At 45.5% G+C, this 26,544-nt stretch carries 27 protein-coding genes, 2 tRNA genes and 1 pseudogene; 8 read left to right on the top strand and 22 right to left on the bottom strand.

Features of this window, described 5'->3' with window-relative positions; genetic code table 11:
• Nucleotides 1–584: 584 nt before the first annotated feature.
• The 8 genes and pseudogenes from QUB12_RS31565 to speB form a co-directional block, all read right to left on the bottom strand.
• Nucleotides 585–794: pseudogene (locus tag QUB12_RS31565) on the bottom strand (NAD(P)-binding protein); the annotation flags it as partial.
• 201 nt (nucleotides 795–995) lie between these two features.
• Nucleotides 996–1,544: a ribosome recycling factor gene (gene frr, locus QUB12_RS31560; protein ID WP_333147410.1), complete on the bottom strand. Its 549-nt coding sequence runs from the start codon at nucleotides 1,542–1,544 to the stop codon at nucleotides 996–998.
• Complete coding sequence (gene pyrH / locus QUB12_RS31555) at nucleotides 1,531–2,259, bottom strand: UMP kinase (RefSeq protein ID WP_333076369.1); 729 nt, start codon at nucleotides 2,257–2,259, stop codon at nucleotides 1,531–1,533. The genes frr and pyrH overlap by 14 nt, the downstream gene beginning before the upstream one ends.
• A 509-nt stretch (nucleotides 2,260–2,768) precedes the next feature.
• Entirely contained in the window at nucleotides 2,769–3,167 is a 399-nt protein-coding gene (gene msrB, locus QUB12_RS31550) for a peptide-methionine (R)-S-oxide reductase MsrB (protein ID WP_333141487.1), read from the bottom strand.
• Nucleotides 3,168–3,264: 97 nt separating this feature from the next.
• Nucleotides 3,265–5,082, bottom strand: coding sequence for a molybdate ABC transporter permease subunit (gene modB / locus QUB12_RS31545; protein ID WP_333310112.1), 1,818 nt, complete (start codon nucleotides 5,080–5,082; stop codon nucleotides 3,265–3,267).
• 416 nt (nucleotides 5,083–5,498) lie between these two features.
• Nucleotides 5,499–6,317: a molybdate ABC transporter substrate-binding protein gene (modA, locus tag QUB12_RS31540; protein ID WP_333310110.1), complete on the bottom strand. Its 819-nt coding sequence runs from the start codon at nucleotides 6,315–6,317 to the stop codon at nucleotides 5,499–5,501.
• A gap of 134 nt (nucleotides 6,318–6,451) precedes the next feature.
• A complete protein-coding gene (locus tag QUB12_RS31535; protein ID WP_333141494.1) occupies nucleotides 6,452–7,009 on the bottom strand; it encodes a thioredoxin family protein in 558 nt (185 codons plus the stop codon).
• Nucleotides 7,010–7,142: 133 nt separating this feature from the next.
• Nucleotides 7,143–8,072 carry an agmatinase gene (speB, locus tag QUB12_RS31530; RefSeq protein ID WP_333141496.1) on the bottom strand — a complete coding sequence of 310 codons (930 nt, stop codon included), beginning with the start codon at nucleotides 8,070–8,072 and terminating at the stop codon, nucleotides 7,143–7,145.
• 217 nt (nucleotides 8,073–8,289) lie between these two features.
• Between speB and QUB12_RS31525 the strand changes: the two genes are divergently transcribed.
• The 3 genes from QUB12_RS31525 to QUB12_RS31515 all read left to right on the top strand — a co-directional run bounded on the left by QUB12_RS31525 (nucleotide 8,290) and on the right by QUB12_RS31515 (nucleotide 11,230).
• The gene (locus QUB12_RS31525; RefSeq protein WP_333310108.1) at nucleotides 8,290–9,204 is read left to right on the top strand and encodes an alpha/beta fold hydrolase; all 915 of its coding nucleotides are present in this window, start codon (nucleotides 8,290–8,292) and stop codon (nucleotides 9,202–9,204) included.
• Between the two features lie 484 nt (nucleotides 9,205–9,688).
• The gene (locus QUB12_RS31520) at nucleotides 9,689–10,792 is read left to right on the top strand and encodes a DUF4241 domain-containing protein (RefSeq protein WP_333141500.1); all 1,104 of its coding nucleotides are present in this window, start codon (nucleotides 9,689–9,691) and stop codon (nucleotides 10,790–10,792) included.
• A gap of 15 nt (nucleotides 10,793–10,807) precedes the next feature.
• Nucleotides 10,808–11,230 carry a DUF2809 domain-containing protein gene (locus tag QUB12_RS31515; protein ID WP_333141502.1) on the top strand — a complete coding sequence of 141 codons (423 nt, stop codon included), beginning with the start codon at nucleotides 10,808–10,810 and terminating at the stop codon, nucleotides 11,228–11,230.
• A 158-nt stretch (nucleotides 11,231–11,388) separates the two neighbouring features.
• Here QUB12_RS31515 and QUB12_RS31510 read toward each other — a convergent pair whose 3' ends face one another.
• Entirely contained in the window at nucleotides 11,389–11,817 is a 429-nt protein-coding gene (locus tag QUB12_RS31510) for a DUF202 domain-containing protein (protein ID WP_333141504.1), read from the bottom strand.
• A gap of 358 nt (nucleotides 11,818–12,175) precedes the next feature.
• Here QUB12_RS31510 and QUB12_RS31505 point away from each other — a divergent pair, with 358 nt between their 5' ends.
• Nucleotides 12,176–13,060: an FkbM family methyltransferase gene (locus tag QUB12_RS31505; protein WP_333141506.1), complete on the top strand. Its 885-nt coding sequence runs from the start codon at nucleotides 12,176–12,178 to the stop codon at nucleotides 13,058–13,060.
• A gap of 247 nt (nucleotides 13,061–13,307) precedes the next feature.
• A complete protein-coding gene (locus QUB12_RS31500; RefSeq protein ID WP_333141508.1) occupies nucleotides 13,308–13,430 on the top strand; it encodes a hypothetical protein in 123 nt (40 codons plus the stop codon).
• A gap of 8 nt (nucleotides 13,431–13,438) precedes the next feature.
• Here QUB12_RS31500 and QUB12_RS31495 read toward each other — a convergent pair whose 3' ends face one another.
• From QUB12_RS31495 to QUB12_RS31485, 3 genes are all read right to left on the bottom strand, one after another.
• A complete protein-coding gene (locus QUB12_RS31495; RefSeq protein WP_333141510.1) occupies nucleotides 13,439–14,854 on the bottom strand; it encodes an LCP family protein in 1,416 nt (471 codons plus the stop codon).
• A gap of 104 nt (nucleotides 14,855–14,958) precedes the next feature.
• The gene (locus tag QUB12_RS31490; protein ID WP_172192965.1) at nucleotides 14,959–15,333 is read right to left on the bottom strand and encodes a hypothetical protein; all 375 of its coding nucleotides are present in this window, start codon (nucleotides 15,331–15,333) and stop codon (nucleotides 14,959–14,961) included.
• 124 nt (nucleotides 15,334–15,457) lie between these two features.
• Nucleotides 15,458–15,580 carry a hypothetical protein gene (locus QUB12_RS31485; protein WP_333105380.1) on the bottom strand — a complete coding sequence of 41 codons (123 nt, stop codon included), beginning with the start codon at nucleotides 15,578–15,580 and terminating at the stop codon, nucleotides 15,458–15,460.
• Between QUB12_RS31485 and rpe the strand changes: the two genes are divergently transcribed.
• Entirely contained in the window at nucleotides 15,579–16,280 is a 702-nt protein-coding gene (gene rpe / locus QUB12_RS31480; protein ID WP_333141513.1) for a ribulose-phosphate 3-epimerase, read from the top strand. The two genes, QUB12_RS31485 and rpe, sit on opposite strands and share 2 nt — an antisense overlap.
• 196 nt (nucleotides 16,281–16,476) lie before the next feature.
• Here the strand turns inward: rpe and QUB12_RS31475 are convergent, their stop codons facing one another.
• The 6 genes from QUB12_RS31475 to QUB12_RS31450 form a co-directional block, all read right to left on the bottom strand.
• The gene (locus QUB12_RS31475) at nucleotides 16,477–17,574 is read right to left on the bottom strand and encodes a ribonuclease inhibitor (protein ID WP_333300341.1); all 1,098 of its coding nucleotides are present in this window, start codon (nucleotides 17,572–17,574) and stop codon (nucleotides 16,477–16,479) included.
• Nucleotides 17,575–17,643: 69 nt separating this feature from the next.
• The gene (locus QUB12_RS31470; protein ID WP_333310104.1) at nucleotides 17,644–19,053 is read right to left on the bottom strand and encodes an SDR family NAD(P)-dependent oxidoreductase; all 1,410 of its coding nucleotides are present in this window, start codon (nucleotides 19,051–19,053) and stop codon (nucleotides 17,644–17,646) included.
• A gap of 68 nt (nucleotides 19,054–19,121) precedes the next feature.
• A tRNA-Ala gene (locus tag QUB12_RS31465) sits at nucleotides 19,122–19,193 on the bottom strand.
• Nucleotides 19,194–19,201: 8 nt separating this feature from the next.
• Nucleotides 19,202–19,276 (bottom strand) — tRNA-Asp (locus QUB12_RS31460).
• Nucleotides 19,277–19,383: 107 nt separating this feature from the next.
• Nucleotides 19,384–21,732, bottom strand: a complete 2,349-nt coding sequence (locus tag QUB12_RS31455) for a VIT domain-containing protein (RefSeq protein ID WP_333141519.1) — start codon at nucleotides 21,730–21,732, stop codon at nucleotides 19,384–19,386.
• 460 nt (nucleotides 21,733–22,192) lie between these two features.
• Nucleotides 22,193–22,975: a thioredoxin domain-containing protein gene (locus tag QUB12_RS31450; protein WP_333141521.1), complete on the bottom strand. Its 783-nt coding sequence runs from the start codon at nucleotides 22,973–22,975 to the stop codon at nucleotides 22,193–22,195.
• A gap of 461 nt (nucleotides 22,976–23,436) precedes the next feature.
• Between QUB12_RS31450 and QUB12_RS31445 the strand changes: the two genes are divergently transcribed.
• A complete protein-coding gene (locus tag QUB12_RS31445; protein ID WP_333310101.1) occupies nucleotides 23,437–23,565 on the top strand; it encodes a hypothetical protein in 129 nt (42 codons plus the stop codon).
• Nucleotides 23,566–23,679: 114 nt separating this feature from the next.
• Here the strand turns inward: QUB12_RS31445 and QUB12_RS31440 are convergent, their stop codons facing one another.
• The 4 genes from QUB12_RS31440 to QUB12_RS31425 form a co-directional block, all read right to left on the bottom strand.
• Complete coding sequence (locus QUB12_RS31440; protein WP_333141523.1) at nucleotides 23,680–24,192, bottom strand: hypothetical protein; 513 nt, start codon at nucleotides 24,190–24,192, stop codon at nucleotides 23,680–23,682.
• A gap of 116 nt (nucleotides 24,193–24,308) precedes the next feature.
• Nucleotides 24,309–24,752, bottom strand: coding sequence for a hypothetical protein (locus QUB12_RS31435; protein ID WP_333141525.1), 444 nt, complete (start codon nucleotides 24,750–24,752; stop codon nucleotides 24,309–24,311).
• A gap of 77 nt (nucleotides 24,753–24,829) precedes the next feature.
• Nucleotides 24,830–25,012 (bottom strand): CsbD family protein, encoded by a 183-nt coding sequence (locus tag QUB12_RS31430; protein WP_333131066.1) that lies wholly within the window; start codon nucleotides 25,010–25,012, stop codon nucleotides 24,830–24,832.
• Between the two features lie 379 nt (nucleotides 25,013–25,391).
• Complete coding sequence (locus QUB12_RS31425) at nucleotides 25,392–25,598, bottom strand: hypothetical protein (RefSeq protein WP_333141526.1); 207 nt, start codon at nucleotides 25,596–25,598, stop codon at nucleotides 25,392–25,394.
• Between the two features lie 631 nt (nucleotides 25,599–26,229).
• Here QUB12_RS31425 and QUB12_RS31420 point away from each other — a divergent pair.
• A partial coding sequence (locus tag QUB12_RS31420; RefSeq protein WP_333310098.1) for a helix-turn-helix domain-containing protein occupies nucleotides 26,230–26,544 on the top strand: 315 nt, incomplete at its 3' end.

The raw sequence follows: 26,544 nt of genomic DNA, 5'->3' as shown, positions 1-26,544 counted from the left end.
TCGGATAGCATCGGTAGCGATATCTAGCTTTCATTTGTTTTTGATATTTACTGTCTTTATCTTAACATAAACCAGAAGAAAAAGCCGTCCTAAAAGGACGGGGCTTTAAACCCAAAATTTTCGGTAATTATTCAGGCTGCGCCTCAAACACCTTACCGCGCTCTTAGTAACGTGTGAAACCACTTTTTGCCTCCAGGAGTATTTGAGATTGATTCTATAAGCAGCGCGGGGCTTGTATTAAAAAATCCTCACATCGACTTTATTTTAAATAGGAGTTACCCTTTTGAACCCCGTTTCTTGGAAAAAAATCGGTTGAGCAACGAAAAATCTAGGAATCAACTGGCTTTCTGAGGAATAGTGCGTAATTCCTATTTTTAAATTAACGATTAAGAATTGGGAATGAAGAATAAGGAATTGGGATTTAAGAATATTCCTTCTTCACGCTTGACATCGTTCTAAAACGGCATCAGCGGTACGAACTTTAACGCTTAGTCTTAACGGCTGCTAGTTGAAAACTAGCCGTCTGGTCAACAGGCTTTATTCAAGCCCACATCATACCCTACGGGTTAGTGTGCGGTAGTTGACGTGTAGCTAATTTTGTTAGCTTTCAGAGAAATAGCTGGCGTCCGGTCAAAATCGAGCCATTGGGCGATCGCCCCTGAAACGCCGCCACAAGGTTTGTTGCGGGGCAAAGATGCTTTTTCTAGTACCAAAACAGAAGGTCTCTGTTTTGCGCGGTGATAAGCTGCTGTGCTACCTGCCGGGGCTGCACCGACAATAATGCCATCAAACATTTTTGGTTATGGGTAATTGGTTATGGGTAATTGGTTATGGGGAACAGGGAATTAGTAACTGGTAATTGCTAACTCTTGAAGTGTTAAATCTTGAGTTTTTAACTCACAACTCACAAATCATCGAGCGTCTGGGCGTTGTTCGCGGCCGACTCTGAGCAATCTCAAAACTATTCCTATTCCCCCTGCCCAATTTCCCATTCCCTAAACAGTCGTGATATCTTTCTCTTTCGATGCCAGAACTTCTTCTATTTTCGCAATGTACTTGTCCGTCAGCTTTTGAATTTTATCTTGCAAGTCCCGCGATTCATCTTTAGAGATATCGCTGCTTTTTTCCTGCTTGCGAATTGAGTCAACGGCATCGCGGCGGATATTGCGAATTGCAACTTTACCTTCTTCAGCAAACTTACTGGCCATTTTGACAAATTCTTGGCGTCTGTCGCTCGTCAGCGGCGGAATGTTCAAGCGAATAACAGAACCGTCGTTGTTGGGCACGAGTCCTACATCCGACAGGGAAATTGCTTTTTCGATCGAGGTCAGCGCTGTGCGATCGAACGGTTGAATGGTGATCGTAGTCGCATCCGGGGTGCCGATGTTGGCAAGGGATTTGATCGGAGTTGGAGAACCGTAGTAATCTACCATGACTCGATCGAGGAGGGAGGCGTTGGCCCGTCCCGTCCGAATAGTATTAAAAGACCGTTGAGTAGCCTCAACTGCCTTTTGCATATGATCTTCTGCTTCAGCTAACTTCACAAAAACCTCCGACAAGAGTTCCAATAGATTCTCCCATTACAGCTCGGTAGATGTTGCCCGACACCGAGAGGTCAAATACCATAATAGGAATATTATTTTCTTTGCAAAGGGCGATCGCCGTACTGTCCATCACCCGCAAATCTTGATTCAAGACGTGGGCATAGGTGAGGGTTTGATACCTGCGCGCGTTGGGGTTGAGGTGGGGGTCGGAATCGTACACCCCATCTACCTTAGTAGCTTTAAAAATGACCTCTGCATCAATTTCAGCCGCCCGCAAAGCTGCTGTTGTATCAGTAGTAAAAAAAGGGTTGCCAGAACCGGCACCAAAAATCACTACTCGTTTTTTTTCTAGGTGGCGAATCGCCCGCCGCCGGATGTAGGGTTCAGCTACTTCTTGCATGGCGATCGCCGATTGCACCCTCGTTGGCACTCCTGCTTGTTCCAGGGCATCCTGCAAAGTGATAGCATTCATCACCGTAGCAATCATGCCCACATAATCAGCCGTTGCCCGATCCATCCCTGCCGAAGCAGCTTTCACCCCGCGAAAAATGTTGCCGCCACCGACAACAATCGCGATTTGAATGCCTTGGGACACGACTTTGGCCACTTCCTGGGCGATCGACTGAACCACTATCGGATCGATCCCGTAGCCCAAGCTGCCCATCAGCGCTTCACCGCTGAGCTTCAGCAAAACTCGCTGATAAACCATCCCCATGTCGCCACTATTTTTTTACTCTTTTTGCCTCCACCATAAGATAGCAGTACGGGTGCATTTTGAACATCAATTGCCCGGAACAGGCATCCTGCTTGTGTTGCAAGAGAATTTGTTTGTGGCGCGGGCTGCTAGGTGAACAGGCAAGATGCCTGTTCCACAACCGGATTTATTTTTTTTCTGTGAATGCTAGGTGAACAGGCAAGATGCCTGTTCCACAACCGGATTTATTTTTTCTCTGTGAATGCTAGGTGAACAGGCAAGATGCCTGTTCCACAACCGGATTTATTTTTTCTCTGTGAATGCTAGGTGAACAGGCAAGATGCCTGTTCCACAACCGGATTTATTTTTTTTCTGTGAATGCTAGGTGAACAGGCAAGATGCCTGTTCCACAACCGGATTGATTTTTTTTCAGTGAATGCTAGGTGAACAGGCAAGATGCCTGTTCCACAACTGGATTTATTTTTTGTGGGGAGTAGGGGTTGGGCACTCTTAGCCCGCCCTTAAAAGACTCAATCCTTGGGAACGAAATTAAGAGCAGCAGAATTCATGCAGTAACGCTGACCGGTAGGTTTCGGCCCGTCGTTAAATACGTGACCGAGATGAGCATCGCAAACAGCGCACAGTACCTCTGTTCGGCGCATGAACAAGGTGTTATCCGACTCGCACTTGACATTTTCTTCGCTAACGGGAGCGTAGAAACTCGGCCAACCAGTACCGGAATCGAACTTTGTTTCTGATTTAAATAGCTCAGTGCCGCAGCAAATACACTTATAACTTCCGGTTTTTTTGTTGTCGTGATATTCGCCACTAAAAGCTCTTTCCGTTCCTTTTTTGCGGGTGACTTTAAACTGTTCGGGCGTGAGTTGTTGTTGCCATTCTGCGTCGGTTTTTTGAACTTTTTGAGTCATGATTTGATGTTTGGTTAAGATGTATTTAGCTGTTGAGTGTTGACGGTTAACTGTTAACTGTTGAGTGTTGACGGTTAACGGTATATTGCTAGTTAACTCAGGCTTCCATTAATATTAACCTAATTGGCTCGATATGAACATACCAGGGAAAAGGATTGTCCTTAATAGCCCTCCACTTTTCCTTGAAAACTTCGGCTTGCAAGTGATAATCTTGGGAATCAGTGGGAGGCGAGTGCAATTTGAGATATAATGTCACCCGGTGCGGAGTTTCCACAGTCGAGGCGATCCAACAAGCAAAAGTATTTTCACGATCGCACCCGCTAACAAAACTCAGTTGATGAGCCCGAATTCCCACAGAAACTAGAGATTTGGGAATTGGTTCGACTACAGTCAGAGTACAGCCCCAGTCGATCGCCTCGACGAGAGTTTCTGCGATCGGTTTAGCGGCAGAGAAGTTCTTACAGCCAGTCAACTGGGCGACGGTGAAGTTGCCAGGGCGATCGAAAATGTTCTCTTTGGTATCAAAGGCGATCGGCTTTCCCTCCGCCAATACCAACAGATTTTTGCACACCCGGTAAACTTCCTCTAAATTGTGGCTGACAAACAAAGTAATTCCCCGATAATTAGCCAGAGTCTGCATTAACTCCTGTTCCAGTTGACTGCGTAAGTGAGTATCCAAAGCAGAAAACGGTTCGTCTAACAGCAGCAATTCTGGAGAAGGGGCGATCGCCCTCGCCAAAGCCACCCGTTGCTGTTGGCCCCCCGAAAGTTCGTGCGGGTAGCGGTTTTCCAGTCCCGACATTTGCACCGAAATTAGCTGTTCTTTTACCCGAAGTTCTTGCTCGCTTTCAGATAAATGCTGCAAGCCAAACGCAATATTTTGAGCAACAGTCAGGTGAGGAAATAAAGCATAGTTTTGAAACAAAAAACCGATGCGACGGTCTTTAGAAGGTACATTAATGCCCTGTGCTGAGTCAAATAAAACCCTGCCATTGACTGCAATTTTACCACTCCTGGGAGTTTCCAAACCAGCGATGCAGCGCAGAGTCATGCTTTTGCCGGAACCCGACGCGCCCAAAATTCCCAGCACTTCCGGGCTAATATCGAAGCTGACATCCAAGGCAAAGCTGGAGAGAGGTTTAAAAATGCTTAAACAAAGTCCGCTTTTGGGTTGTTGTTGGGGTTTTGTGGTAAAACTAGACGCGAATTTAGGAAGATTTGATTGCAGTCTTTGGCTCGAATTCTCTTTGGGCGATATCCTTTGTAAATCCGTCCAAAAATTAACAGCAGTTAGCACGCTCAAAGAAATACTCAGAATAATCAAAACCCAAATACCAGCTTGCCTCATATCCCCAGCTTCCACAGCAAAATAAATTGCCATCGGGATAGTTTGAGTTTGTCCGGGAATATTCCCCGCTAACATCAACGTCGCGCCGAATTCACCCAAAGCGCGGGCAAATGCAAGGATAGTTCCTGCTAAAATTCCCGGCCATGCTAGCGGCAACATAATTCGCCAAAAGACTTGCCACTCCGAGGCTCCCAAAGTGCGGGCTGCGTTGAGAAGATTGGCATCAATTTGCTCAAAAGCTCCCAAAGCAGTTTTGTACATGAGGGGAAATGATACAACTGTGGCAGTAATGGCGGCGGCTTGCCAAGTGAAAATTATAGTTAAGTCGAATTGTAGCAAAAATTGCCCGATCGCCCCATTTCTCCCAAACAGCAGCAGCAGCAAAAATCCCACTACTGTCGGCGGCAAAACTAAGGGAGAAATTAAAATGCCTTCAATCAAAGCTTTACCTCTGATGCGAGTTGAAAGCATCCACCGAGCGGCGGCTATTCCCATGAAAAAGGTGATAAATGTCGCAATAGCGGAGGATTTTAGAGATATCCAGAGCGGAGAAATATCAAATTCCATAAATCGTAGGGACGGGTTTCACCAACAATAATTGCCTCCAACAAATAATTTCCTAAACCCCCCCACACACAGATAAATCAAAATGTATAATTTGGGGATTCGCTTGTAGGGGCGGGTTTTACCAACAATCTTCGGCTAATACCAATAATCTCGTAAACCCGCCCCCACCCAAGGGCAAATCGAAATGTACCTCTTTGAATACACAAGGTTATCTGTTGTGTGAGGGCGGGTTTATATAGATTGTTGGCGGGAATTAGATATTGTTTGTAAAACCCGCCCTACAAAATTTGGTTGTATCTCACATCTTGCACCATTCTCAAGAACAGGCAAGATGCCTGTTCCACAAAGAGTGAATTTTCTTGTGGAACAGGCATCTTGCCTGTTGCTAAACAAGTAATTGAGAATGGTGCAACATCTCAGTTGTATGAGACTAATTGGTGAGCCATCCCAAATCCGTATTTCTGAAATACTATTTTAGCCCGATCGCCCGCCAAAAAGTCAACAAACGCTTTCGCAGCAGCCGGATTGCGGCTGTTTCTGATAACTGCCAGCGGATAAACAATGGGCGAATGCAAATTTTCGGCAGCCGTTAGCCGCACAGTTACTTTGTCGGAGGCTGTGGCGTCAGTCGCATAAACTATACCAGCATCAACGTTACCGCTTTCTACGAATGTAAGCACTTGGCGGACGTTATTTCCTAGCACTAATTTTGGCTGTATTTGCCCCCACAATCCAAGTTTATTTAGCATTTCCTGAGCGTATTGTCCGACAGGTACGCTCTTGGGTTCGCCGATCGCAATTTTCTTGATTCTGCCATCTGTCAACTGTTTGAAATCGCTCAAAGCAACACCGTTTTTGGGAGTAATCAAAACTAGGCGATTTGTCAGCAAATTGCGGCGCGTGTCGTTAATTAGCAGGTTAGATTGCTGCAAAGCATCCATTGGGTTGGTGGCGGCGCTGAAAAATACATCTACCGGGGCGCCTTGCTGAATTTGCTGTTCTAGAGCACCGGAAGCACCAAAATTATAAGTAATAGTAAAATTCGGATTACTGCTTTGATAAACAGTTTTGATTTCCCCTAAAGCTTTCGAGAGACTGATAGCAGCGGATACGTTTAAGGACGTTTGCTGCTGTGTTGTTGTTGGGGAAACGCTTTTAAACAAGTTCCAAGCAATCAGCAGTGTCAGCGCTACAGCGGCTGCGACGATCGAGTTGAAAATGCGTTTTCTTTCCACAAGGCTGTATTATAATTTGCCCTAGGCCGATCTACACTATCTGTAGTAGTAAGGTGCGCCCCGCACACCTTACAAGTAGATGCTGTTTGTCCAGGATTATCATCTTCTAATGACTGATGACTGCTGACTAATGACTACGATCGCCATTTGACGGAACAGCCGATCGCCTCTGTAGTTGAAGGCTCAACGGGTTGACTGTTGAGCAATTGGTCGATCGCACTCCGCAGATAAGAAACCTGCACCGCCGCCGGATCGTCAGCGTTGTCGTCAATTAAACCTTTATAGCGCAGTTTGCCGTCTTGGTCTAACAAAAAAACCTCCGGCGTTTTAGAAGCCCCAAAACTTTCAGCCACATCTTGAGCAACATCTCGGATGTACGGGAAGTTGAGTTGATTGTTGGCGGCAAAAATTTTCATATTCTCAAAACTGTCGTCGGGATATTGGTTTGCATCATTAGCATTAATCCCGATTAAAGTAACATCTCGATCTTGAAAATCTGCTTGAAGTTCTTTCATACGATTGAGATACAACTGCACGTAAGGGCAATGATTGCACATAAATATCACCGCGATCGCCCGAAATTTTTCTAAATATCGAGCTAAATGGTGAACTTCGTCGTCAACTCCCGGCAGTTCAAAATCGGGAGCGTAGCCGTTAATGGGAGTACCCGTTGTATCCATTAGTAAACTCATGTTTTCAGGAGGTGAAGAGCAGTATTGGCCAGCATGAAAGATGAAACAATCAGCACGAATAAAATTGGCTGTTGTTTAGCTTTAGCTTAATTCTAGCCTTGCCAACAGCCTATTGTGATTCGTACTTCGCTATTTATCCCTCGTCTGGCTTTAGCCAACCTTGAGCCAGAGCTTGGTATCCAATAAGTTTGTATGCTAATTTGGCGGCGGTAAATTCTGAGACTACAGAATCTACAATAGGTGCTAATTCCATAATGTCACACCCGATTACTTCGTATGACTCGAAGATGCGACGCAAAAATGCGGTGAGGGAATACCAATTTAACCCGCCCGGTTCGGGTGTTCCCACCCCTGGAATTAACGTCGGATCGATGCCGTCTAAGTCGATCGTCAAAAATACTCGCTTAGTTGTTATGCTGGCAATTGCCCGATCGGCCCAATCCGGTTGAGTAGCAATTTCGCGAGCTCGAATCACGTTTAGCTGTTTTGCTTTAATTAAGTCTGCTTCTTCCTTGCAGATAGCGCGAATCCCGATTTGCAGTGTGGGCAAGCCCATATCTACAATACGTCGCATCACGCAGGCGTGGTTGTGAATCGAGCCTTCGTATTCGTGCCGCAAGTCCCCGTGGGCATCGATTTGCACGACTGTGAAAGGTTCATCCGGGTATGCTTGGCGATAACCTTCGACAACGCCGGCAGTGATGCTGTGTTCGCCTCCGAGGGAGATCACAAATTTATTTTCGGTAACTAGCTGGTAGACTGCTGCTTGGGTGACTTGCAGCATTTCTGAGGATGAAACTGGTTGCCTGTTGCGGGTATCGGCGATCGGCTCTTGTGTATAAATTCCGACATCGTAGCAAACTTCGGAATCCAATTCTTCGTCGTAGCACTCGAGTTGATGAGAAGCTTCTAGAAGTTTAGCGGGCCCGTTTTCGCACCCCCGGCGGTAAGTGGTGGTAGCTTCGTAGGGAATTGGTAAGATAACTACTTTGGCGGTGTCGTAGTCTGGTACAATTTCTGACCCCAGAAACGGTACGACAGCAGTGGAAATGATCGTTGGCATAAGGGAAATTTTAATACAGCAAAGAAGTCAGCAGGTTTAATCGTGACATAATATCGGCTCTAACTGCAAAGTAGTCAGTTGGCAGTTGGCAGTTGGCAGTTGGCAGTTGGCAGTGTTGACAATGCCCTATGCCCCATGCCCTATGCCCCATGCCCTATGCCCTATGCCCCATGCCCAATCTAAAATCTAAAATCTAAAATCTAAAATCTAAAATCGTATGACATCTTCTACTCCCACTTCGTCAACTGCTGTTGCACCTCAAACTTGGCTGTGGAAAGGCTTTCCGATTTGCTATCAGGCTGCGGGTTCCCAGGGGCCTGCGGTGGTGTTTGTCCACGGTTTTGGTGCGTCTTGGGGCCACTGGCGCAAGAATTTGCCGGCGCTGGCTGCTGATTGCCGCTGTTATGCGATCGACCTCATCGGTTTTGGCGGTTCTGCTAAACCCGCGCCCAAACTTGAGATTGACTATACTTTTGAAACTTGGGGACAGCTAATTGCTGATTTTTGTCGGGAAGTTGCGGGCGGGCCGGCTTTTTTGGTGGGAAATTCGATCGGCTGTGTGGCAATTATGCAAGCAGCAGTGGATTTTCCCGATATTGCTTCTGGCGTAATTTTACTCAATTGTTCCCTGCGCTTGCTGCACGATCGCAAACGCGCCGAATTGCCTTGGTATCGCAGTTTCGGAGCGCCAATTGCACAAAAGATTTTAAATGTCAAGTGGATAAGTCAATTATTTTTTAAACAATTAGCAACGCCAAAAACAGTAAAAAAAGTGCTTTTGCAAGCATATCGCCGTCCTGAAGCTGTCAGCGAAGAACTGGTAAATATGCTGCTGGAACCGGCTAAAGACAGCGGCGCAGTGGAAGTATTTGTAGCATTTATCAGTTATTCTCAAGGCCCGCTACCGGAGGATTTGTTGCCTCGTTTAAGCTGTCCGGCTTTGATTTTGTGGGGTACGGACGACCCTTGGGAGCCGATCGCATTGGGGCGAGAATTGGCAAAGTTTCCGGCGGTTGAAAAGTTTATTCCTTTGGAGGGAGTGGGCCATTGTCCCCAGGATGAAGCGCCGGAATTGGTCAATCCTATTTTACTCGATTGGATTAAAGAGCGATCGGCATTTGCAGACAATTAGTGCTTTTGCTCCTTTGGTGCGGGAAGAATTGGTATGATTGAACCGCGAAGACGCGAAGAACGCGAAGGAAGAAGAAATTAGGACACGGCACTGGTGTGTCCTCGGTATCATATGGAGTGCAGCCGTAATTGATATTATATCAAATCTGTTAGCATCGGAATTATTGATATCTCTCTTCTATTCATCTGCGTTAATCTGCGTCAATCTATTGTCATCTGCGACCCGACAAATTCTCTTTTTTTAACCGCAGATGAGGGCAGATAAACACAGATTAACGCAGATGAATTAGATCGATGGCGAGCGCCAAAGCAATGTAATTCTTTTGCAAGTTGTACCAGACACTCAATCCGATACAGGTTAAGATTTTATGCCAGTCATATCAAGTCCGGTTAAATAGATATGGCTTACCCAAGCAATCTTTGATGTTGAACCACAAATCATATATTAAAATAGTAAAAATGTTCTATCTAACTGCGATCGCCTCATGTCCCTAAAGGCTCATACCAATTTCCTCGCAGCATTCGAGCCCAATCAAGTCTACGAATCGCTCACAGAGGGTCGCATAACCAGTGATGTTGTTCAGGCGGGTGACTTAGTTTTACCTTCAGGGCGTATTATTGCGTGCGACCCCGGTTGGCTGTGGTGCAAAGACGTTGCCCCATTTACCAGAACCGTTCCACCAGGGCGCTATCCTGTGTTGCTAAGTGTGGTTGACTATTGGACCATTGCCTGTGCGATGGTTAAGTTTTGCTCTGAATCCCCTGTCCGTTGGGAGATGGCTCTGCGTCCAAGTGAGGATTGGGCCGAGTTAAGAGGGAATCAGTTTTTTGGCTATGGTGTTGATGCGGGAATGGGCTGTTTTGTGGATGCTCAGGTAGTTGAGCGGCGTTCTGCTGAAGAATTGCAGGGTCTAGTCGAGGGTGCCTTTGAACAAAAGTTGCAATTGGATGCCTGGCTAGCAGCTCAGGATCTGGTAACTCAATTGACCTACCCATTTCAGCAAATTATCGATCCGAGTGGTTTCAATCTCACCCTAGACCCCGATACTAACACTTTCAATCTCACCCTAGACCCTGATACTGAGGGCAATGCGATCGCATTTTCAAGTGGATACGGGGATGGTTCCTATGCCAGTTATTGGGGGTTCACAGCCGATGATGAACTGGCTTGTTTGGTCACTGATTTCGGGGTACTGCTTGAGGGCATCACGCAAGATATCGAGATTGAAGCAGTCACAAGGTTCCTAGAAAAATCCATAGAGCATCCTGACTTGGAGCGGCTTGAGGTGGCTATCAGACTCAGCCTTCATCGCCCAAGTTGGGTTCAGCTTAGTGATGATTCGCTGAACGATCAACCCAGCAACCCAGATTGCATCTTGGTTTTGGAAGGACAGGGGCGGCAGCCCTGGAGCGTCAATTTAGACGCTGGCGATCGCTGTTTTGCGGAGCGTTGTATGTTTTCATTGATAGAAGAGGATAGGTGGTACAAAGAACATTGGTTCAATGAGCCGTTGCCAGCCAATGCAGTATTGAAGATGACATTTACTGCTGAGGTTTATCCACTTCAACCTGTGACAACAAATCCGTGATTGTGGCCGGAATCAATGACTTCCCCAATTTCTCCCCATCACCGTTTTTTCAAATATCGAGTTGCTCTGCTAATCAGCATTACTGTCATTATCCCTTTAGGTTACGTAGTGAGATTTTCTCGCGGCCCTGCACCGGAATGGTTCAACGACTCTTTTGGGAGCATAGCTTATGAGGTATTTTGGATTTTGCTGGTAGTTCTGATATTGCCGCGATTTTCGCAAATTAGGGCGGCTGTAGCTGTGTGTCTAGCTACCTGCGGAGTAGAGTTTCTCCAACTGTGGACTCCTCCGTGTCTACAAGCAATGCGAGCTACTTTACCAGGAAGGCTGATTTTGGGAAATCACTTTAGTTGGTCAGATTTTATCTCTTATTTTGTGGGGAGTTTTTTAGGTTGGTTGTGGGTGCGATGGCTTCATTTCACTTGCTTCCGCTTGTAAGTTGTACTGCATTTAAATTGTATATTTCCATGACCAGAGCCAAAATCGTCAAATCCTCTCCCCATCAGCTCCTTTAAGACTATAGACAATCTAGATGCACAAAAGCTTAATGATATGGTTGCGGTTATTTTCACTCAATTATAAGCAATCGGATTAACTTAGAATTGAGAGTTTTTAGGAGTTGAAGTGGGAGCTATATTTCCGCGATCGCGCCACAGCAACAAGGGAATGCTTAACGTTCCTAAAATCATTACAACTCCAGTCAGAATCCAAACTAGCACACGATTTGGGCGATAATCACCTCGCTCAATTTGCCAGAATACTCGATTATAACGCCATGCTGCTAAGGCAATCACCGCAATTCCAAAAACGACCAGACTCAGCCCTAAAGTTTCGGAGTTGAAGAAGGGAGGGGAGGAAACTTCTTGCTGAGTCACTGTAGCTTGAAATTGACGGAGAAATAAACTGAACCGACTGATCGCAAACCCAAAACCAATTAAAGCGAGTGAAGTTCGTAACCATGCAAGAAACGTGCGTTCATTTGCTTGATGTTCCCGCTGTCGGTCTATTTTAGGCTCCTTGTTCATCAACCCTACCTTTATAAAATATCTTAGGCTTTCCCTGGTAGATTATTGTTTCACTTGTGATTGCGGAGGGAAGTATCGGTATTGCGATCGTGATTCATTATCACCAAAAAAGATAGTATCATAGGAATAGCGCAGAAACCGGTTTTTTTTAGGAAAAGACTGTGTTATAGCCTTTAATCCCGGTAAAAAACCTTCCAGGCATCCGAGTGGGCAAGTCCTGATTCCTGACTGATGACTCCGACTAAAAAAAAACCGGGTTTTTGGGTCAGAGATTTTCATCGTTCCTTGAGATTTGCGATATAATCCTTATGACATTAAATTGAATAGCAATTTTTCTCCATAAATGAACCATCAACCCATGAATATTTTTCTTAACTGGACCAGAAAATTTACCCAATTTGCATACCAACATCCACCTTTGGGTTATTTAGGGGAATTAACCCGTAAACTCTATCCTCAACCCACTCAACCCGTAGTTATTGATGATTTTGATCGCAATCTTTACTTTACTTGCGATCTCAAGAGTTATATTTGTAACGAAATCTTTTGGCGAGGTTTCTATTCCTATCATCAGTGCAATTTTTTAGAGAATATTCTCAAACCGGAGATGGTTTTTATGGATGTGGGAGCCAATCACGGGGAATTTACTTGCTTCGCTGCTAAACGATTAACTTCGGGTTCTGTGATTGCCTTTGAACCTGTTAGTACAACTTTTGAAAAGTTATCCTCTAATGTTAAAATGAATCAATGGAATCACGTTCAACTCGTACAAAAAGGTTTGAGCGATCGAGTGGGTAAACTGCCTATCTACATCTCAATGGAAAAAGAAAAACATTATAATTTGCATAATGAAGGAGTAGCCACAATTTACCCCGATCAAAATTATACAGAATGCTTAGGAGAAATTGAGTTAACGACTTTAGATCGTTGGATGGAAGAAAATCCTCAAATCCAACGTCTAGATGTCATGAAAATCGATATTGAGGGGGCTGAATTAGATGCTTTAAAAGGCGGAGAAAAAACCCTGGCGAAATTTCGTCCCCTAATTTTAATGGAAATTAACCAGAAAACTATAAGAGCTGCGGGTTTGACCTCAAAATACTTACTAGACTATATGAATAATATGGGATATCACTATGAATTAATTTACCGAGATAGTCTGTATACAAAAGGTGGTCAAACCTTAAAAATTTCGGAAGATCAATTAAGTGAAATAGACGATTTAATCTTCTCTCCTAAATGAATTGATGGTTAAGGTTTTTAGGCAAAGAGCAACCTTTGCCTTTGAATTTATGAGGGATAAAGCAGAAACAGGCAAGGGTGGAAATCACGGGATATGCTGTATATTATACCTGTCTTTTCTCTTGTTCAGTGATAACACTGATGATAAGATAAGCTGTTCTACATTTAAATTGTCTGTTAAAAAACAATTCCCCGTCTTGTGGGGAGTAGGGGTTGGGCGTCCCGCCCGCCCTGAATATACAATTTAAATGCGCGACAGCTTAGTGCTGTGTCCCTACAAATACCAAATTAAAAAAGCGATCGCCTCCATCTCTACCAACAGAAAAGAAGAGGACACAGCATTGCTGTGTCCCTACAAATACCCCTGTTAAAATCCAGTTTAAAAAGACTTAGCCGCACTGCCGGACTGAGCCTTTTTCTCCAACCAATCCTTACCCAATCTAATTGTCACATCCGACTGCAAAGAACCGGTACTCTCAACCAGCACATCTCCAAAACCCAAAAACTGGCGAATTGCTTGAGCACCTTTAAGATCGCCCTGTTGAGCTACTAGAGTAGTTACCTCCAGCGGTTCGGGCCAAGCTTTATAAACCTGAACATTCCGATAACCGGCTTGAGTCAAATTATTGACAAAAGCTTCAACAGCCGATGGATCGCCGGTACTATCTTGAATTGCCACCTTCAGAAAAGTCGAATCAGCATTCTCAATTGTCCAAGTATTTTGGCCGAAGTCAAAATGTTCCGCCACCATAGTTTCTATGGCATATTGGTCGGGCAACCAAAAACTTGCCTTGTAGTCCTTAGAATCGCTAAATTTGCCGGGAACCATCAACATCTGCACGCCAGCGCGATCGGTTTGAGTAGCAAAACCCGCCAAAGCCACCAATTCTTCTATACTCAAATTCGTGTCAAGGTGAGACTGAATCACCGATAAAATCTTCGGTAGTCGAGACAGCAAACCTACATTTACTTCCTGTTCCACAAAAGCCCGCATCAACAATTGTTGGCGCTGCACCCGCCCGATGTCACCCAAATCGTCGTGTCGGTAAAGCAAATATTGCACGATTTGTTCGCCGTTTAGTTTCTGCTTGCCAGCCTTTAAATCTATATATAAATGCTGACTATGATCGGTATATTTCATGTCTTTAGGGACATTAATAGTAATGCCACCCAGGGCATCGACCAAACTTTTGATACCATGAATATTAACTGTGACATAGCGGTCAATTCCCACACCGCCCAGGAGTCCGCTGACTGACTTCGCTGACGAAGCTGGGCCCCCGTGGTAATTAGCTTCGTTTATTTTCACCTCCCCTCTACCTTCAACATAGGTGCGGGTGTCTCGCGGAATGGAAAGCACGCTTAACTTTTTATTTTGAGGGTCAAACCTAACCAACAGCATGGTATCGGTTAAGCCCTTAAATGAGTTTTCCCAAACCTCGTGTCCGACATTTTTGTTGACACTTCCTTCGATGTCAGAGGTCAGAACTTTAAGTCCTAAAACTAAAATATTAACTGGCCGAGTCAGCTCCGGCATCTTCATGTTGAGCTTTGCCATGTCGCCTTGAGAAAATACTGCTGCTTCTTCAGGGCTCAACTTTTGTTGCTGAAGCGGCGTTGTAGAAAGGGAGACGGCTAGCAATGCTCCGGCTGTGGCTGAGAGCATGGCTACTCCAGCCAAACCAAAACCAAATCCCAGCCAGCGGCCTCGATGGGGCTGGGAAGCTTTTTTGGTTGCAGGTTGAGCAGTTGATTGTTGGATAGGGTCTTGATTAGGAATTTTTTGAGCTGGCACTGGCTTCCTCACACACAACAAAAATAAAAAAGATAATGGCAATATGTAGTATCAAGCTGAAGACGCACTCAATCAATAGGGTAGGGGCTTAAAAAAACCCTAAATTATGATAAATGTTTGCCCACCACTTGCTCGGCTACGCGGCTAATTCCGGGCAACCATAGCGGTTGACGCTTCCAGAGGCGAACCATCAGTCCCAGAGCAACGATGAAATAGCTGGTTGTTAGCAGGCTACTCATTAATAACATGGGAAGTGTCGGAGATTCCGCAGAAATCGCTCCAGCTTCTAAAAGAATATGTCCTAAGAGCCAACTAAAAGCAAGGGCAATTGCCAAGCGGCTGATGGCTTTGCGTTCGGGACTACCCTGACGGCGGTAAAGAGTCCACAGGGCGGGGAAAAAGCCGATGACTGGGATCATTAATACAAACAGACTGGCACGATCGAGTTCAGGATTTTCTAAGGGATCTGTATTTTTCATAATTCGCTACTCAAAATTTGCAGAAGGTCGGATTTTGCACAAAAGTTATTTGTTAGAGGGAAAATTAATATCCTAAACCAAAATTCCCAGAGCTGGGCTGGGGCGCGATCGCCAAACTTGTCTGTCACAGGCCAAATTTTTCTGCCCTCCCAATCTCGCGATCGATCGTTGGCAACTTTTCGACCCGGAGACCCGTATTTTGATAAACTGGATACAGCACAGCAGTCAGGAGAACAGACTTAGCCATGACCCAATCCCAAAAACCCATCGTTATTGCTCCATCCATATTATCAGCCGATTTTAGCCGTCTTGGAGAAGAGATTCAGGCTGTCGATCGAGCTGGGGCTGACTGGATTCACGTAGATGTGATGGACGGTCGCTTTGTTCCTAATATTACTATCGGGCCGCTGATTGTTGAGGCAATTCGCCCCGTTACTACCAAGGTGATCGATGTCCACTTGATGATTGTGGAGCCGGAGAAGTACGTCGAGGACTTCGCTAAGGCTGGTGCTGACATTATTTCGGTTCACGCGGAACACAATGCTTCGCCTCACTTGCACCGCACCCTCGGCCAAATTCGGGAATTGGGCAAAATGGCTGGTGTGGTTCTGAATCCTTCGACGCCACTGGAGTTGATCGAGTACGTGCTGGAACTTTGCGATTTGGTGCTGATTATGAGCGTCAATCCCGGCTTTGGCGGTCAAAGTTTTATCCCGGCTGTTTTGCCGAAAATTCGCCAGTTGCGTAAAATGTGCGACGACAAGGGCCTCGATCCTTGGATTGAGGTAGATGGCGGTTTGAAGGGGAACAATACTTGGCAGGTTCTGGAAGCGGGCGCAAATGCGATCGTCGCTGGTTCTGCTGTGTTTAAGGCGAAGGATTACGCAGGGGCGATCGAGGGTATCCGCCACAGCAAGCGTCCGACTCCTGAGTTAGCTGCGGTTTAATCAAAAATTCGATCGTGTCCGGTGAATTACCCAGAATAAAACTGGTTTGCAGTCAGGACTTTAGTCCTTAGTGGCTAAAAGATTTCACAAAGGACTGAAGTCCTGACTACAAACTGTTTGATGACTTTTTAGCTAAACAGACGGGAATCCCCACACTATACCGATCGAGGTTAGTGTGGGATGAAAAGAGTTAAACTCAACGATATACACTCTGAATTAAAGAAACACTACGAGGCTGATGTAATTCTTCACCCAAATTCAGCATTCGGTTGCGCTGTAACAAAACTTCAATTCGCCGATCGGGTTGCCCATCTAAAATCAGATAACGTAATTTTTGATTGATTTCTAATGCAGCAATGAGCGCTTTTTTTCCCAAATTGCCAATTCCATTCCGACAAAGATTGAGTTTCAATAAGGTTTGGTTCCGTGCGATCGAATGGGCGATCGCACTTGCACCGATATCTCCAATCTGATTGGGCTGCGATCCCAACACTCCTGTAGAAGGACTATAACCTAAATCCAGATTACTAAGTTTGGGATGGGTTGCCACTGCTGCTAATAATGGATTGCACCCTGCTACCCCAATTCCATTGCTAGCTAGTCCTAAATCAACCAGTGTTTTATTTTCTGCCAATCCATCCACTAAAACTGTAACACCTCGATCGCCCAGATGATTGACATTAAGAAATAAGCCAGTAATAACAGGATTATAAGCTAAAAGATTAGCCAGTAAAGCAGCATGGTTTTCCTGAATTTGATTGCCGCCCAAGTACAGCCGTTCAACAGTACGATTGGTGTAAGTCAAAACCTCTAAAATGGCGGCTAATCCCTCATCTCCTATTTGAGTATTGACCAAATCTAGCGTGCGGATACTTGTATTGTGACGCAACATTTCCGCTAGACTATCTGCACCTCCTACGCCAATCGGATTGCGTTTTAACCACAAACCAGTTATAGATTGATTCTGCGTCAGCGCTTCGGCAAGTGCAGCAATACCTGTCGATGAAATCGCATTGCAACCTAAATAGACAATCTCTAAACGGTTGTTACGTTGAATCAATCGCGCCACATCCTTAGCACCCCGATCGCCAATACCATTGGTTCCCAATAATAAGCTAGCGATCGCATCATTGTTTGCCAATGCTTCAGTCACTAAATGACATCCCATTACACCTAAATCTTGCTTGCACAAATCAAGTCGTCCATCGGGCATGACTGTGCCGCGCGGGAAGACTACTTTTTGAGCGATCGGTCGATCGGTTTGGAGATAATCGATTAACGATTTGAGTTCCATTACAACTTCGGAGGAAGACTCTATAGGATTGGGTAACGGACAGTGAAGATCGGTATTTATCATCATTTGCTACCAGGGATAGGGGGCGTAGTCTTTAATAAAATGACCGTAAATGGGAGGATCGGGGTTTTCAATACCTTGAACAATCGGATCGTAAATTCTTGCCATCCCATCAATCGCATCTAATGGCGGGTAAAAACCTTGTTCGTCTTGAACTCGTATTTTTTTAGAATAAGGATTTTCATTGGTAATCCAACCCGTATCGACGCTGTTCATGAAAATATTAGATCGAGCATAATCAACCGCCGAGGTTCGCGTCATCATATTCAAAGCTGCTTTTGCCATATTGGTATGGGGATGATAGGGTGTTTTACTGTCGCGGTTGAATTGTCCTTCCATCGCCGAAACGTTGATGATAAAGCGTCTTTCAAAGGATGAACGAAGTAGTAATGGTTTGAGTTGACTGTTAAGAATGAAGGGTGCGATCGCGTTCACCACCTGTACTTCAAGTAACTCAATCGTATTTACTTCATCCAGTTTTAGCAACCAGCTATTTTCAGGGCGAAGATCCAGTTGTTGTCCGTCAGCATCGAAGCAATCGCGCGGGAAGTAATCAGCGATCGCACCCGGTAGGCGAGCTTTGTAATTCGGTTGACTTTCGAGTAAAAGAGATTGATGTCGAGGTAATTGCTCCTTTAATAGATTGCTATTGATCGGGATTAATGCTTGCGCGTTGTTGCTGAGTATTTGTGATGCTTCTTCTTCTCGCTCTAAGAGATGCTGATAAAATGCCAATGGACGCTTGATAGTTTGAGCTGCATTGTTGATAATCAGATCCAGAGCGGATTCAGTATGGAATAAATTCCGTACAAATGTTTCCACTGCGGGAATATTTCGCAGATCGAGTCCGTGAATTTGCAGGCGATCGCGCCACTGCTCGAAATCGGGTTCTAGACTATAGCGATTAGCACAGTCATAGGGGAATCTTGTGGTGAGAATCACCCTAGCACCATCTTGCAACAGTCGCAATCCCATCTGATAGCCAATCTTGATGCGTCCGCCTGTCACTAATGCAGTTCGCCCAACTAAATGGGTTCGCTGTTGTCGTTTTTGGTAATTAAATTCAGCACATTTTGGGCAGAGTGAATGATAAAAAAAATGAATTTTTGTAGAGGGTGTTTTGCAAATGTAACACAGGATGGGCTTGTGCAAATGCTGCGATCGGGTTGTTGATTCTGGTAACGCAGCGAATGGCTTTTGTTGGTGCTGATACTGCACCATGACGGTTGATGCTTTGAGTTGGCGATCTTCAATTCGCCGTTGTTGTTGTTGAGTTTGACGCCAACCTTTGCGTCCCTGTTTGTAGATTTTGGCAATCAAACTTTTGAAGCGATCGTGGTCGCCAATGACCGCTGGATCTTCTGAAATTTGTTGCAGAACATTGAGGCAAATTTCTAATTGGTCTGGTGGGATATTCATCTTGACCAACCCCTTGAGAAATGGAGCGCGAAAACCCCTTCATATATCCAGATTTGATATCGATGGGTGGGGGCTAAGAGGATTTGAACCTCCAACTTCTTCCCTGCTGAGAAAGCGCTCTTCCATTGAGCTATAGCCCCCAAAAAGGTGGAACTGAGGGAGACTCGAACTCCCAACCTCCGCGATGATGTCGCAGTGCCCTTCCTCTTGAGCTACCAGTCCCAAATCTTAGAAATCGCTGCTACTACATTATAGTTATATCAATTCCGGTAGCATCGGAATAATTATTGGTCCGAATGAGGAGACTATTGTGGTGCAACTCAAGCTGTTTTACGATCGCACCCGCAACGTCAGGCGCACTGCATCCCCAATAAAGTGAGGAATGCGCCAGCTAAAGAGCCATTTTTTAATCGTTTTCAGCAACTCCACATCCGCCAAAGTCGAAGCCTCAGCATCCACAACTATGCGGCTGGCGCGCACCTTACTGAAGACAATTTCTAACACCAATTCGCCGTTTGTACCGGGCGGCACAGTCAGAGTTTCCAAGTGTTCGTTTAAACTATCGATCGCCTCTTCATCCAACCCCGCAGCGCTAACGACTTCTACAGGTGATGTACGGCGCGCCTTTGACGGTGCGATCTCTTCGATCTCTTCACAAGCCATTGCCGCAAAGCTGCCGAATGAGATGCCGCGTTCTAATTCTTGTTCTTGTTCCATCCAGTCTGTGCAGCCATTATCTTCTACATAGCCTGTGCCGCCCAATACGCCCAGATATTCCACCGCTTCCGGCATTTCTACAGGAACGTTCATCGAGATCGATTCCGTACCCGGTTCGACGCGCACATCATCGCTGACAGCCACAAAAGCCGTGTACTGCGACAGAAGCTGATAGGTTAGCGCCGTTTCTGTCACTGTTTCCACCCCCACCTTGATTTCGTACTGCACCATCTGACTCATCAAATATTTGATGCGGTGCCGCCCCCAAAGCTGGGCAACTGCCGGATTTCCAGGATCGGTAAAGTTCATGTCGTAGGTTTGGACGTACTGGTGTCCGCCTGCACTAACCCCTTTTATCTGAAGTGTTCCAGCTTGGCGATCGCCCTTTTTTCCAAAGAGAACCAGCGGTTGTTCGGCAAATAAATCCGGCGCAACTGACGGATAAATTACCGGATTTTCGCCCTCTCCCTGCCAAGTAATTTCCAGATTTACCAACACCGGATTGTTGATTTGCCGGAAAAACTTTTCGACAAATTCGTTAACCGGTTCGTCATGCCGGATGATCCGGGAGATTCCCCGCCCGATTTGGGCAATGCGATCGAGCAAAAAGCGATTGACGGAACTCCCCGCACCGAAACTGTACAGGCGATTCCCTGATTTGAGATGTTGCTGCACTTCGGCGAGAACTTCGTTTTCGTTGCCGATGTAACCGTCGCTGAGGAATACCACAGTTCGCAAGCGCCCGGATGGTGCGGGAAAATCGATCGCCGCCCGAATCCCGCCCAACATTTCCGTACTACCTGCCGCGCACAGTTTGTTGATATATTCGATCGCCTTTTGTCGATTTTCTGCTGTATTCGGTAGCGGTTGTTGGGAAAGTCGCCGCACTTGGTCGGAAAAATCCAGAATCGAGAAAGTATCCGCTGGATTCAGCCCGTTAATAAATTGCCGCAACAATGCCTGACATTGCTGCAAAGGCGCACCGGATTGCGAACCGGAAGTATCGACTAAAAATACGACATCTTTCGGAACAATTTCATCAGTTTTGTACTCGATCGCCGGAATCAAGTAAACTGCAAAATGCCCGCCGCGATCGTCCGCTTGAGTTAATACCGTAGATTGAGTTTCCCCACCCGCAATTTGATAGCGCACAATCAAATCTTTGTTGGGAATTGTATCTTGATTGGCCAACTGAACGCGCACCCTCTGCCCATTTTTCTGCTCGCTTTCTAAGGAAATTTGGGGAGATTCGAAATATTCAATTTGCAGTTGGTGTGATGGGGAATTGACGTTGCGAATCGGTATGCCCGCCTCAATTTCCAGCGTCACGCCGATATCGTGTCCCGATCGCATTCCCGGTGGCAAAATCGGGGCATTCAGCCGCGACGCATCGGGAACAATATCGGTATCGGAATTAACTGTCATTGGGGCTGGGGCACTACCGCTGGCTGCCGTTTCATCCAGCGGCGTACCGGGAATATATCGCGGCCCGACAACCATCGGAAAGACGAATTCATAATCGCCAGCTAGAAATTTCAAGCTGTCGGTATAGCGAATCGTGACATCGATTTCTTCGCCCGGTTGGATGTTGGCAAGGGACTGGGTGAAAATATTATCTCGCTCCTGTTCCAGCAAACCCGCAGTCCGTCCTTCTTGTTTGGCTTTTTTGTAAATTCGCTGTGCTTCTTCGCGTTTTTTGATGCTGCCTTTAATGGTCTTATCGCCGATTTTAATTTCCATTTCATCTACCGCTGCTTCCTCCGGTAGCGGGAAAATATAGACGGCTTCCAGCGGCTTTGTGAAAGGATTTTCAAATTTTTGCGAGACTTCAACTCGCGATAAATTTCCGGCTATTTTGGCTCTGACTTCTGTATGTTTCAGGGGAAAAACGAGTTTTTCTCCATCGGGGGAACGCACGTATAATCCACTGGTTCGATCGGTTGGAGAGGTCACGGGTGTCATGAGCTTATTCCTCCATCAGTAATATATGAGTTGATCGATCGATCGCAACACCATTATCGTCTCAGATCGATTTTTTGTATGCGATCGAGCAAAAGGACACGGCAATTCCCATTTGTGTCAACAATCGCCTGAAAACCTTTTTATCTCTGGTTCACAGCGAAGTCTAAATCCCCCTGGCCCCCCCTGATAGTCGCACAACTTTGAGAAGATTCTTGTCCCCTCCGACAATTGGGGCGAACCTGGTCTTAATCGTCAAACACGAGTCTGTGACTGAATTTGACCGAAGCATCCAGGATACAAGCCCCCGGATACATCTCGCGCAAGTCAATGCTTCAATTCTTTAATCTAAAATCTAAAATCTAAAATCGATTGACCTGTTTGGTTACACGAAGCTGGGCAGTGCCGTCTCCCTATCCCAAAATAATATTGTAGGAACACCGCACTGCCCTCTCCTAATTTCTTATTTCGAGACAGATGCGAGAATGCTTTCCATCTCAGAAAGCTCGACCGCCCCGGAGAAAGTTTTGCCGTTCATAATAAAGAAGGGAGTCCCTTCAATGCCCAGTTGTTGAGCGAGTTGCACGTCTTTGGCAATGGCGGCTTCTGCAGCGGGGCTGTTGCGATCGGTGTTGAATTTATCTAATTTTAGATTGAGCTTTTGGGCGATCGATCCGTACAATGGTTCGCCTAACTGTTTCTGCCCTTCAAACAAAGCGCTGTAATATTCCCAGAATTTGCCCTGCTGCCCAGCAGCCCAAGCTGCTTTAGCTGCTGGCAGCGCTTGAGGGTGAATAGAAGTCAAGGGAAAATGCTTGTAAGCTAAAGTAACTTTGTCCTGGTGTTTTGCCATAAACTGCTTGACTGTATCGTGAGCGCGCGCGCAAAACGGACATTGAAAGTCAGAGAATTCTAAAAGTACAATTTGCTGGGAAGGTGAGCCCGTGGTGGGAGAATCCCCGATCGAAGATTTGGGATTAGTTTTCATCTCCTGCAAAAATGACTGCTGCGCTGCTTTGAGAGACTGCTGCTGCTGTTGCTGGTACGCTTGTACCGACTCTAAAATTGCTTGCGGGTTTTCGCGGATCACCTGCAAGACTTGCTCTTTGAACTTGGGATCGACTGAATTGCCAGCCGCTGACTGGGCGGGGGAACAACCGATAAATACAAGGCAACCTGCGAGGATTGCAGCCAAGCAGAAGGCTTGCTGGCTGCGGAGTTTTCGCCAAATAGTGGATAAGTTCATCTTTTTTTTCTGATTCACGACAACACTTAATCCTACATTTAATTTGGCGGAGTGTCAGGTATACCGCTGTTGACTGCTGTGCAGTTATTTTTAGCTTTAAGCAATAATTAGTAATTCGTAATCGGTAATTGGCAAGGTTTTTTACTTACCGGAACCGCTAGGAACCCAATAATTAAGATTTAAACAATCGGGATTTAGTATTATAATCTTATGTTTCCTCGAACGACCGCCATCAAAGATGTTTGTAGTGAGGACTAAATTTTGAGTTAGTTTTATGATGACTAAAATCCTCCATAAAAACGCGATCGCGGTTATTTTACTACCGGACTATATCTAACATCTAGTCCGATCGATTGACCATAATATCCCGGCCGGGCGGGTTTTTGAGATTGTCAATTATTGGCAGATATGGTTCGTGAACCCGCCCCTACCTGATTTCGGGTGAAGCGAAGCGGAGGGAATTGACGGGAGCATCTCACCTTTGCAGCCCTCCGCTAGAAATTGGAGTTTTGAGGCAGGAGGCAGGAGGCAGGAGGCAGAAGGAAAGAGGCAGAAGGAAGGAGCCAGAAGAAGTATTTTTACAAATATGAGATGCTCCCGAATTGACCGGACGAGATATAAAAAATAAAAGGACGATCGCCCGAGCGATCGTCCTTTTATTTGCTGCACGTATTATCAGTTTTTAGGCTTGTCTGAATCCAAGATTATTTGCGGTTGTTGAGCCATTTAGCCGCAACTATTCCCAAAATACCAGCAACAACTGGATTTCCCAAAAACTTCATCAAACTAGGCTGTTCGGCCAGCACTTCTTGGAAAATATCCGGGTGATTGTGATAGGTGAACGAGGCCAACTTGGTAACATCGTCAGCATTCATGCGGCTGGCGTGGTGGGTAGAAAGTCCTAGCTGCTTTTCCAATTGGCGATCGTCCAATCCTCTCTTGCCCAAATGCTTGAAGAATTCCCGCGCTACATCGTCGCGTTCATTTGGCTTAATTTGGGCGATCGCCTTTTGCAATTCCGGTTCCAATTGAGCCGGCGGGAGCGAGTCGTGATTCAGGGAACGCCCGAATAATTGTTTGCGCTGAGCCGGCGAAGTTCTCTGAGCAAAATCGTCAAAGTTTTCGTAATCTTCACCAGTTGTCTGGGGCATCATTTCTCGATCGCCCTGGGCTAAATCGTTCATGATTTGACGCTTGTAATTATCGCTGCTACTCATGGTAACTCTCTTCCAATCTACACAACATTTCAGTCTTAAATTGAGATTGTTTCGCCTTCAAAAAACTGCGGAATATTAAACCGCCACGCGGCTATCATTTAAGCTTGCTAACCCGGTCAAGACTTGTATTCAATCTGATTTGATTGCTGGTCGTACTTAGCCGTCAAAATCAGTTTTTTGTCAGGAGCGTAAACCAAAACACTTACATCCTGATTAGGGAAATTGCGGTGAAAACCTTGTGCTAAAGATTTCGCCAAATCTTTCACTTCTGTCGGGCGGACTTGCGGGGTAATTACAACTCCCAATTTGTTATTGTCGCGCACGTAAGCATCCTGAACCAAGCCCTGAGCCGTCTTTGTTACCCATTGACCAAAATCTTGACCGGCGGCGGTATTGCCACGTTCTAGCTGCGCGTAATAACCCTGACTGCCACCAATTGCTACAGGTACATCAGTCGGTTTTTGGGCTGAAACGCTGGGCGCGCACGCAGTAGTAACTGCCAGCATTAATACCAAAAGTACGCCCGCAATTATTTTGCGACTCTGCTGTAATAAACTCACCTTTTTTCCTCCGTTCAGAAAACATTTGGCATAATTGAAAGGGTCAGGTTGCTCGACCCTCTCAATTAGTATTAGGCTTAGTCTAGTTTCTTTTTGAGCTCATCTTTTACATCTTCGATGGCGTGACCAGCTTCAGCTTTTGCCTGCTTGGCTTTGCCTTCTGCTTTATCCTTCGGGTCGCCAGTAACATTGCCTAGGGCTTCTTGAGCTTTGCCTGCGATGTTGTCGCCAGTTGCCTTTGCTCTATCTTCAGTGCTCATGGGTTTCTCCCTATCTGTATCTCAGACATTTTTTACTTAATAAACTCATCATAGGTAACTAGGAGCTGCGTTGCACTCTACCTCTAGGAAGAAAGAATGAAGAAAAAATGAAGAGGGAACATGGAAGATGGAAAAATTATTTTTCAATTTGAGACTGACTGCCACTTTTATACTTACTTACCGGCGTTTTTTACCGTTTCTGCTGGCTGCAATCAAGTATTTTTGTAAAAAACTGCTGGAGGGTCGCCCGTGCGTCCCAGACTATTTTTTTAAACCCAAAAGAATTTATAATTTTAAATTTTTATTTAATTCGGCATTAAAAAGGCGGGTGTGGGCAAGACCGCATCTTACCCACACCCGAACAAATTTCGTATTAGTTTTAATTTACCTTGTGATGACATTCTTCATCTATTCTGTCCTGAAGTTCTTCTTTCAACTGTTCGACAGCGCGCATAGTTTGAGCATTTTCTTGTTTTTGCTGACCGAGGGCTTTTTCTGTTTCCTCGCCGAGCAAGGTTTCCTTTGATTTTGGTAGCGTTACTTGATTTTCGCTGCCAGTGTGGGTCGCATTTTCTTCAATATTCATTTGTCTTGACCCTATTGTTTGCAAAATTTATTTTTAACAAGGCTAGTTACAAGTTAACCTTATATTTATAATAACGCCAATGACGAAGCCTTCCCTCTCCCTGAAGACAGATAGGAGCTGGGGAAGAGTTTTTAGTTTTAAACTAAGAGAAATTAGGGAGACTTCCATCTGTCGGAAGAAAGATATGGGGAGGCCAAGAGTGCGTGAGTGCATGAGATTGCTTGGTGAGTCGCAAGGCGCGGGCAGTGAATGAGTAGGGGAGAGGGAGGAGGGGGGGACAATTTTTCTGCGGTGCGCGCGATCGCATTAAGTGCCGAATGTTGTTGGATGAGACTCTTTGGACATCGGTAAAAGATGAAGAGAGAAATGGGAGGCAATTTAGCTAGCCAGACGGGAATCCCCACACGCTTGTCGCTTCGATTAGTGTGGGATGAAAGTCGCGTTTCGCTGTGGATTCCACCGTCAACCAATTCAAAACTATGTTTTGAGCGGTGGGCGGGTGGATGACGAGACAAACAAACTCTTTATTTAATGGGTCTATTTTCTCCTTTGTACTTGACAGTAAATAACGCATTCTGGTACAGTAACACTAATTGATGCGTACCGACTGCGATCCAATATTTGCCAATTAATGAGAACGGCTTACCAGTACAAACTACGTCCAACAAAACAGCAAGTCATTGAGCTAGACAGATGGCTATCCATGCTGTCTGCCCAATACAATTACCTGTTGGCTGATAGATTTAATTGGTACGAACAAAATCGCTCTCCTGTTAACGCCTGCAATCTCGTCTGTTACCTACCTGAACTGCGAGACGATCCCGATTATTGCTCGCAAAAGAAAACGTTACCTCAACTCAAGAAAACAAATCCTTGGTATAGCGAAATATATTCGCAAGTCCTTCAGGATGTAGTTAAGCGAGTTAAGACAACATTTGACCGTTTC

The sequence above is a fragment of the Microcoleus sp. B7-D4 genome (assembly GCF_036705125.1).
Taxonomy (GTDB): Bacteria; Cyanobacteriota; Cyanobacteriia; order Cyanobacteriales; family Microcoleaceae; genus Microcoleus.
Note: the sequence above shows the minus strand (reverse complement) of the source record. Positions and strands in the feature narration are given on the sequence as shown.